This window comes from Streptomyces sp. NPDC052107, from assembly GCF_040680215.1.
Taxonomy (GTDB): domain Bacteria; phylum Actinomycetota; class Actinomycetes; order Streptomycetales; family Streptomycetaceae; genus Streptomyces.
This window is the reverse complement of record NZ_JBFAWG010000072.1, coordinates 20,948-28,985: the sequence shown is the minus strand read 5'-3', so window position 1 is coordinate 28,985 and position 8,038 is coordinate 20,948. Positions and strand designations below refer to the sequence as shown.

General features: G+C 71.7%; 6 protein-coding genes. 3 read left to right on the top strand and 3 right to left on the bottom strand.

Features of this window, described 5'->3' with window-relative positions; all coding sequences use genetic code 11:
- Positions 1 to 175 precede the first annotated feature (175 nt).
- Complete coding sequence (locus AB0M27_RS38075; protein ID WP_365729093.1) at positions 176 to 706, top strand: DUF4232 domain-containing protein; 531 nt, start codon at positions 176 to 178, stop codon at positions 704 to 706.
- Here the strand turns inward: AB0M27_RS38075 and asnB are convergent.
- Both asnB and AB0M27_RS38065 read right to left on the bottom strand, forming a co-directional pair.
- Positions 696 to 2,537 carry an asparagine synthase (glutamine-hydrolyzing) gene (gene asnB / locus AB0M27_RS38070; RefSeq protein WP_365729091.1) on the bottom strand — a complete coding sequence of 614 codons (1,842 nt, stop codon included), beginning with the start codon at positions 2,535 to 2,537 and terminating at the stop codon, positions 696 to 698. The genes AB0M27_RS38075 and asnB overlap by 11 nt on opposite strands.
- Positions 2,538 to 2,771: 234 nt before the next feature.
- Complete coding sequence (locus AB0M27_RS38065) at positions 2,772 to 3,551, bottom strand: alpha/beta fold hydrolase (RefSeq protein WP_365729089.1); 780 nt, start codon at positions 3,549 to 3,551, stop codon at positions 2,772 to 2,774.
- 204 nt (positions 3,552 to 3,755) lie between these two features.
- Here AB0M27_RS38065 and AB0M27_RS38060 point away from each other — a divergent pair, with 204 nt between their 5' ends.
- Both AB0M27_RS38060 and AB0M27_RS38055 read left to right on the top strand, forming a co-directional pair.
- Positions 3,756 to 4,850, top strand: coding sequence for a chemotaxis protein (locus tag AB0M27_RS38060; protein ID WP_365729086.1), 1,095 nt, complete (start codon positions 3,756 to 3,758; stop codon positions 4,848 to 4,850).
- 71 nt (positions 4,851 to 4,921) lie between these two features.
- The gene (locus tag AB0M27_RS38055) at positions 4,922 to 5,947 is read left to right on the top strand and encodes a Gfo/Idh/MocA family oxidoreductase (RefSeq protein ID WP_365729084.1); all 1,026 of its coding nucleotides are present in this window, start codon (positions 4,922 to 4,924) and stop codon (positions 5,945 to 5,947) included.
- Here AB0M27_RS38055 and AB0M27_RS38050 read toward each other — a convergent pair.
- Positions 5,937 to 7,961 (bottom strand): phosphocholine-specific phospholipase C, encoded by a 2,025-nt coding sequence (locus tag AB0M27_RS38050; protein WP_365729082.1) that lies wholly within the window; start codon positions 7,959 to 7,961, stop codon positions 5,937 to 5,939. The two genes, AB0M27_RS38055 and AB0M27_RS38050, sit on opposite strands and share 11 nt — an antisense overlap.
- Positions 7,962 to 8,038 lie beyond the last annotated feature (77 nt).

Below are 8,038 nucleotides of genomic sequence, written 5' to 3'. Positions count from 1 at the left end.
CGACACCTCGAAGCGTGAAGAACGGCCGTCCTGCTGTCCCGAGAACGAACCAAGATCAGCGGGTCAGGTGAACGGCCGAGGTTAAACACCAAGCTCAGCCCTGCTCGTCGTCACACCGGGCGGAGCACGCTCCGGCCGCCGCATCCCGTGCCGACCACGACAGGGGGACACCGCCGTGCGCATCCGCGCCGCCATCGCCGTACCCGCCGCCTCGGCCGCCGTGGCCGGTCTGCTGCTGACCGCGCCGCAGAGCCAGGCCGCCGCGGCGGACCACGCCCGGCCGGTCCGCTGCGCCGAGAAGTCGCTGACGGTCCGGGCGAAGGCCGCGCCCGGTGATCCGACCGTGCTGCGGGTCGGCGTCACCCACCGCGGCGCCCGGGCGTGCGTCGTCGACCGGGTGCCCACGGTGACCTTCGGGGACCTCGACGGCGCCGCGCTGCCGACGCCCGAGGGCGGCGCCGGCGGCTACCGGCTCGCGCCCGGGCAGACCGCCTACGCCGACGTCCGCGCCATCGGCGACCCGGCGGACCCCGAGGCCCGCCGGGTGGACACCGTGACCGTGGCCGCCTCGGCCGCCCACTGGGGCCGCTCCTGCACCGCCGCGCAGCTCGGCACCGGGAAGCACGTCCTGGTGTGGGAGCCGGTGACGACGTGGTGGCAGCCCACGCGGGCGGCCGCGGACCGGGCCATCGGCCTCAGCCGGTGATCACCTCGGGCGCGTAGACCTCCAGCCACCGCGCGAGGTCCAGGGCGCGTTCCAGGCCGCGCCGGGCCGCCTGGGTGCTGACCGGCGCCTCGCGCTCGGCGGCCTGGCGGAGCCGGTCGCGGTCGACGAGGTCGAAGACCTGGTGCGAGGGCCGGGAGAGCAGTTCCCTGGCCTGCTCCTGGAGGGCGCGGGCGTACCGCGGGTCCTGCGTGGACGGGTACGGGCTCTTGACCCGCTCGTACACCGAGCGGGGCAGGACGTCCGCGGCCGCCTCCCGCAGCAGGCTCTTCTCCCGGCCGTCGAAGGACTTCAGCGCCCACGGGGCGTTGTAGACGTACTCGACCAGCCGGTGGTCGCAGAACGGCACCCGGACCTCCAGGCCGACGGCCATGCTCATCCGGTCCTTGCGGTCGAGCAGGGCGCGCACGAAGCGGGTCAGGTGCAGATGGCTCATCTGCCGCATCCGGTACTCGAAGTCGCTCTCGCCGTCGAGCCGTTCGATGCCGGCGACGGCGGCGTGGTAGCCGTCGGAGACGTAACTCTCCAGGTCCAGGGACTTGGTGAGGTCGGCGCGCAGCACGTCGGCGTCCTCGCCGAAGTGGCGTCCCATGGTCGTCAGCCACGGGAAGGTGTCGGCGCGGCGCGCCTCCTCGTCGAAGAACTGCAGGTAGCCGCCGAAGACTTCGTCGGCGGACTCTCCGGAGAGGGCCACCGTGGACTTCTCGCGGATGGCGCGGAAGAGCAGCAGCAGCGAGGCGTCCATGTCGCCGAAGCCGGCCGGCAGATCGCGGGCGCGGATCACCTGCTCGCGCACGGCGGGGTCGGCGAGTGCCTGCGCGTCGAGCACGATGTCCTGGTGGTCGGTGCTCGCGAGCCGGGCCACGTCGTGCACGAAGGGCGTGTCAGGGGTGCCGCGCAGTTCGTCGGCGACGAAGTTGTCGGTCTGGCCGACGAAGTCGACGGCGAAGCTGCGCACCTTCTCGCCCTGCCGGGCGAGTTGCCGGGCGGCGATCGCAGTCATCGCGGAGGAGTCGAGGCCGCCGGACAGCAGGGTGCAGCGCGGGACGTCGGCGACCAGCTGGCGGCGCACGATGTCGTCGAGCAGCGAGCGCACGGTCGCGATCGTGGTGTCGCGGTCATCGGTGTGCGGACGGGTCCGAAGGCGCCAGTAGACGCGGGTGGACAGGCCGGAGCGGTCGACGGTGACGACCGTGCCGGGTTCCACCTCGTGCATGCCGTCCCAGATCGCGTGTCCGGGCGTCTTGACCATGACGAACAGTTCCCGCAGCCCGTCCAGGGTCACCCGGCGGCGGGCCAGCGGGTTGGCGAGGATCGCCTTGGGTTCGGAGCCGAACAGGACACCGTCGGAGGTGGGGTGGTAGTAGAACGGCTTGATGCCCATGCGGTCGCGGATCATCACGAGCTTGTCGTGGCGGCCGTCCCAGACCGCGAACGCGTACATCCCGTTGAGCCGTTCGGCGACCGCGTCACCCCATTCGAGGTAGCCGTGCAGGACGACCTCGGTGTCGGAGTCGGTGGTGAACCGGTGGCCGCGGCCTTCCAGTTCGCGGCGCAGCTCGGTGAAGTTGTAGGCCTCCCCGGAATACACCATGGCGACCCCTCCCCCGGGGGTCGCCACCGACATCGGCTGACGGCCCCCGGGGAGGTCGATGATCGCGAGCCGGCGATGGCCCAGGGCGGCCGGGCCCTCGGCCCAGGTGCCGCGGTCGTCCGGGCCGCGGCAGGCCATCGTCTCGGTCATCGCATGCAATGTGGTGGCCTCGGCGGTCAGGTCGCGGTCGAAAGAGACCCATCCTGTGATGCCGCACATGCGCTGCCTCCTGCCTCCGGCTCGCGTCAAGGGCTAACCAGTTGTATCGAGCACCTATGTGACGAGCCTCCGTCAGGCGTTCGACGCGGTCAACGCGGCGGTAACACGAATGACCCACACCCCCCATGGTTTCGGCCGGGTTTTGCCTTCGCGAAATCCCCGGATCGCGGGGACTGCGGGCCGACAGGGCAGCGAACCGGCCACCGGCAAAAACTTGGCCAAACAGCTCGGGCGTTACTCCTTCACGGCCAGAAACGAGTCGAGCGCCTCGGTCAGCTCGGCCGGCCTCTCCAGCGGCAGCTCATGGCCCGCGTCGAGGATGCGGACGACCGCGTCCGGGTAGGCCTTGGCCATCCGCAGCATCTGCCGCACCGGCAACTGGACGTCGTGGTAACCGTGCACCATCAGCGTGGGCGTGCGGATCTCCCCGGCCCGGTCGAGGACGTCGAAGGCGCGCATGGCGCCGTACAGCGTCATCACCACCTCGCGCGGGGTCGCTGCGGAGGCGCGGACGTGCGCGCGGATCTCCTCGCGCGGATAGCCGGGCGCGAAGGCGCGCTGGATGTTGGCGGCCACGAACAGCCGGTACGGCACCAGGGTGGAGGCGGCCATGAGCAGGCCGCGGCCACGGCTGTACGTCATCCGGCCGATGGAGCCCACCAGCGCCATCCGCGCCACCCGCTCGGGGTGGGCCAGGGCGATGGTCTGCGCGATCATCCCGCCCATCGAGTGGCCGACCAGCGCGAACCGTTCGACCTGAAGGTGGTCGAGGAGCGTCAGGACGTCCCGCGCCAGCTCCGCGATCGTGCGCACCCCGGACCCGGTGCTCTCCCCGTGCCCGCGCAGGTCCAGCCGGATCACCCGGCGTCCTGCGGCGAAGTGCGCGATCTGGTGGTCCCAGCGGTGCCGGTTCGCGGTCCAGCCGTGCACGAACACCAGGGGCACCTCGGGTGCGTCACGGGGACCCTCGTCGTCGTACGTCAGGGCCGCTCCGTCGACTTCGAGCTGCGGCATGTGAGGCCTCCAGGGGTGCGCTGCGGTCCGGTTACTGGCCGGTACGGTAACCGTCCGCGGGGCACCGCGTCACCGTTGTACGCCAAGGAAGTCCGCGACCGTCCGCCTCGGAGATCCACAACTGTCCGTGCCGGAGGTCGACGGCGGCCTCCGGTCCGGATTACCCCGAATGCCGTACCCGAGAATCCGACCTATCGTGCTGTCATGGAGCACGCACTGAGTCCCGCGACCCTCGCCGAACTGCGGCGACCGCGTCCGTACCCGGCGGTGTCCGTGCTGACCCCCACGCACCGCCGCGAACCGCAGTCCGGCCAGGATCCCGTCCGGCTGCGCAATGTGGTCACCGAGGCCCGCAGGCGCCTCGAATCCGATCCCGCCGTCACCCGTGGGCGGCGCAACGACGTCGTGGCGCAACTCGACCGGGCGCTGGCGGAGGTGGATCTGGCGCACGCCGAGGACGGCCTGGTGATCTTCGCCGCCCCGGGCGAGCACCAGGTGTGGTCCCTGGCCCGTGCCGTCCCCGAGCGGGTGGTGCTGTCGGACACCTTCCTCACCCGCAACCTGGTCGCCGCACAGGCCGCCGAGCGCCCCTTCTGGGTGCTGTCGGTCTCCGCGGACCACGTCACCCTGTGGAGCGGTGGCGAGGGCCGTGTGGTGCAGGACCGCTCGGGCGGCTTCCCGCTGGAGCGCAGCCGGGAGAACTTCGACGCCGAGCGACAGATGCAGATCGGCGACCTGAAGAGCGCCTTCCGCGACGAGGGCACCCGGCAGTTCCTGCGCGAGGCCGACACCGCCATGAGCACACTCCTGCGCGAACAGCCCCGGCCGCTGTACGTCACCGGCGAGCAGGCGGCGCTGTCCCTGCTGGACGAGGTCGGCAGCGTCGCCAAGGCCGCCGTCCACGTCCCGCACGGCGGACTCGCGCACGCCGGTCCCGAAGCGGTGTGGCAGGCGCTGGGGCCAGTGCTGGAGCAGGAAACCCGCAAGGACACCACGGCCGTGGTCCGGGAGCTGACCTCGGCACGCGGGCACCGGACCTACGCGGCCGGTCTCGACGAGCTGTGGCAGAGCGCCCGGGAGGGCCGGGTACGGTTGCTCGCCGTGGAGGAGAACTTCCGGGCGACCGTCCGTGACCTGGGCGACCATCTGGTGCCGGCCGAACCCGGCGACCTGGACGCCCGCGAGGACATCGTGGACGAGATCGTCGAGCAGTGCCTGGAGACCGGCGCCGAGGTCCGCTTCGTACCCGACGGCACGCTGGGCGACGCCGAGGGGATCGCCGGGGTCCTGCGGTACTGAGACACTCCCCTGGCAGCGCTCCCTGCCCGGCGTACGCTACGGCGTGATCGTCGGCGTAAGGGAGCGCACACATGGGTGACCTGCTGGGAGTGGCCGTACTGGGTGCCGGACACATGGGGGCCGACCACATACGACGCCTCGACCAAGTGGTCAGCGGAGCCAGGGTCGCGGCGGTGGCCGACCCCGATGCCGAGCGTGCCGAGAAAGCCGTGGCCGGCATCGACGGAGTGACCGTGCGCGCGGACCCGGTGGCGGCGCTCGACGCGCCCGGCGTGGCGGCCGTGCTGATCGCCTCCCCCGGGCCCGCCCACGAGGAGGCACTGCTCGCCGCCTTCGCCCGCGGGCTGCCGGTGCTGTGCGAGAAGCCCATGGTGCCCGACTCCACGGGCGCGCTGCGGGTGGTGGAGGCCGAGGCACGGCTGGGCCGCCGGCTGGCGCAGATCGGCTTCATGCGCCGCTACGACGCCGAGTACCGGCGGCTCAAGGCGCTGCTGGACGGCGGCGGTCTGGGCCGTCCCCTGATGCTGCACTGCACCCACCGCAACGTCTCCTCCCCCGGCCACTTCACCAGCGCCATGCTGATCAACAGCTCCGTCTCGCACGAGATCGACGTGGCCCGCTGGCTGCTCGAACAGGAGCTGACGGCGGTGACCGTCATGCGGCCCACGCCGTCCGCGGACGCCCCCGAGGGCCTGCTCGATCCGCAGTTCGTGCTGTTCGAGACCGCGGGGGGCGCGCTGGTCGACGTGGAGGTCTTCGTCAACTCCGGCTTCGGCTACCAGGTGCGCTGCGAGGCCGTGTGTGAGCGCGGCAGCGCCCGGATCGGCGACGAGCACACCATGGTGGTCACCACGGCGGGCAGCGCCCGTGAGGAGGTGGCGCAGGACTACCTCGTCCGGTTCGCCGACGCCTACGACCGCGAGGTGCAGGCCTGGGTGGATGCCACCCGGCGTGGCGAGGTCACCGGTCCGAGCGCCTGGGACGGTTACGCCGCGTCGGTCGTCGCCGAGGCGGGGGTCCGGGCGCTGGAGACCGGCGGCCGGGTGGCCGTGGACCTCGCCCCGCGCCCGGACCTGTACGCCGGGGTCAGCCGCTGACGCTCGCGACTCCCGTCTCCAGGTGCCCGGTGAACCGGCGCGACCAGGTCGCGTCGGAGTCGACGGTCACCGTGAAGTCGTACCAGCCGTTCTGGTACGCGACGGCGTTGAAGTAGTCCTCCGCCGAGGCGTCGGCGGCGACGGTGTAGGTCCAGGGGCCGTCGCTGCGGTAGTGGTTCGAGGTGATGGTGAACTTCACCGAGGACGAGCCCGAGTCGGCCATCTTGAAGTAGACGGCCAGCCTGCCCGTGCCCGGCTCGACGGCATAACGGGTGCTCACCTCCGCGGTCTTGCCCGCCTTGGTCGCGTCGCCCTGGAAGCGGCGCAGGAAGCGGTTGGGGCCGACCATGGTGAAGTCGTACCTGCCGCCGCCGAAGCCCGTGCCGATGTTGAAGTAGTCGGAGGCGGTGCCGCCCGGGTCGACGGTGTACTGGTAGGGCGTGGTGTCGCGGTAGGCGTTCGGGTGGATGGAGAAGTGGGCCGCACGGGAGGCCGGGCCGCCCTGGTTGGTCATGGTGAACCAGGCGAGGATCTTGCCGGCGGCGCCGAACTCCAGGTGGTCCAGGTAGCCGCCCGGCTGGTACGGCAGCGCGCGGGCCGGGCGGGTGCCGGACTCCTGCGCGGGCAGGGCGTTGTCGGTCGGCACCGGGTTGGGCAGCGGGCCGCAGGTGCTCATGCCGATGACGCTGGTCGCGGGCAGGGAGACCGAGCCGTAGACCGGGTTGGCGAAGTCGAAGACGCCGGTGAGGTCACCGCTGACCTTGCGCCGCCAGTCGCTGATGTTGGGGCACTTGGCGGGCTTGCCGAGGGCGGACGTCCAGGTCTCCAGGAAGCGCAGCACCGAGGTGTGCTCGAAGACCTCCGAGGAGACCCAGCCGCCGCGCGTCCAGGGCGAGATGACGAGCATCGGGACACGGAAGCCGAAGCCGTACGGCACCCCGCCCAGGAACTCCCCGGCCGTTCCGGCGGGCGGTGCCGGCGGAGGCACGTGGTCGAAGTAGCCGTCGTTCTCGTCGTAGTTGAGGAACAGGACCGTGGAGTCGAAGACGTCCTGGTCGGCCGCGAGGGCCTGGTAGACGAGGCTCACGAAGTGGGCGCCGTCGCCGGGCGGGGCGTAGGGGTGCTCGGAGAAGGCCTGGTTGGGCACGACCCAGGAGACCTGCGGCAGGGTGCCCGCGAGCACGTCGGCCTTGATGGCGGCGGCGATGTCGTCGGGGGTGGAGCCGGTCACCTTGGGCACCGAGGACATGCCGCGCTCGTACAGCGGGTCGCCCGGCCCCGCGTTGGCGAAGTTCTTGAAGTAGGCACAGCCGTTGTCGCCGTAGTTGTCGGCCGCGTTCTGGTAGACCTTCCAGCTCACCCCGGCGGCCTGCAGAGCCTCGGCGTAGTTCTGCCAGGTCAGGCCGGACTCGTCGCCGCCGTCGTAGCTGGAGGAGTCGACCCTGCCACTCCACAGGTAGGTGCGGTTGGGGCCGGTCGCGCTGAGCGTGGAGCAGAAGTAGGCGTCGCAGATCGTGTAGTTGTCGGCGAGCGCGTAGTGGAAGGGGATGTCGGAGCGGTCCAGGTAGCCGAGCGAGCGGACGTTGCCGACGCCCGCGACCCAGTTGTCCATGCGGCCCTTGTTCCAGGCTGAGTGCTGCGAGGACCAGGAGTGGGGCAGGTCGCCGTTGCACTGGGCCAGGGTCTCGCCGTCCTTTCCGCCGGCGGACGGGGTCGCGCTGAGCTTCCACGGGTACTGGCGGCCCGTCCCGTTCGGCTGGTGGAAGACCGGGTAGCCGCCGCTGAGGGTGATGCCGCTGCGGTCGCCGAAGCCGCGCACGCCCTTCAGACGGCCGAAGTAGTGGTCGAAGCTGCGGTTCTCCTGCATCAGGATCACCACGTGCTGCACGTCCTTGATCGTGCCGGTCGCGGTGGCCGCTGCCGACGCGGTGCGGGTGGCGGCGCCGCCCAGTGCCACACCCGCTGCCACGGAAGCGCCGAGCCCCACGAAGCCTCTTCGGCTGATCGGTGTCATTCGCCCCGTCCTTGTCACCTTCGGTGCCCCTGCGGCACGCCGCGCGCCAGGGTGCCCGCGGCGACCGTCGGGGGCCA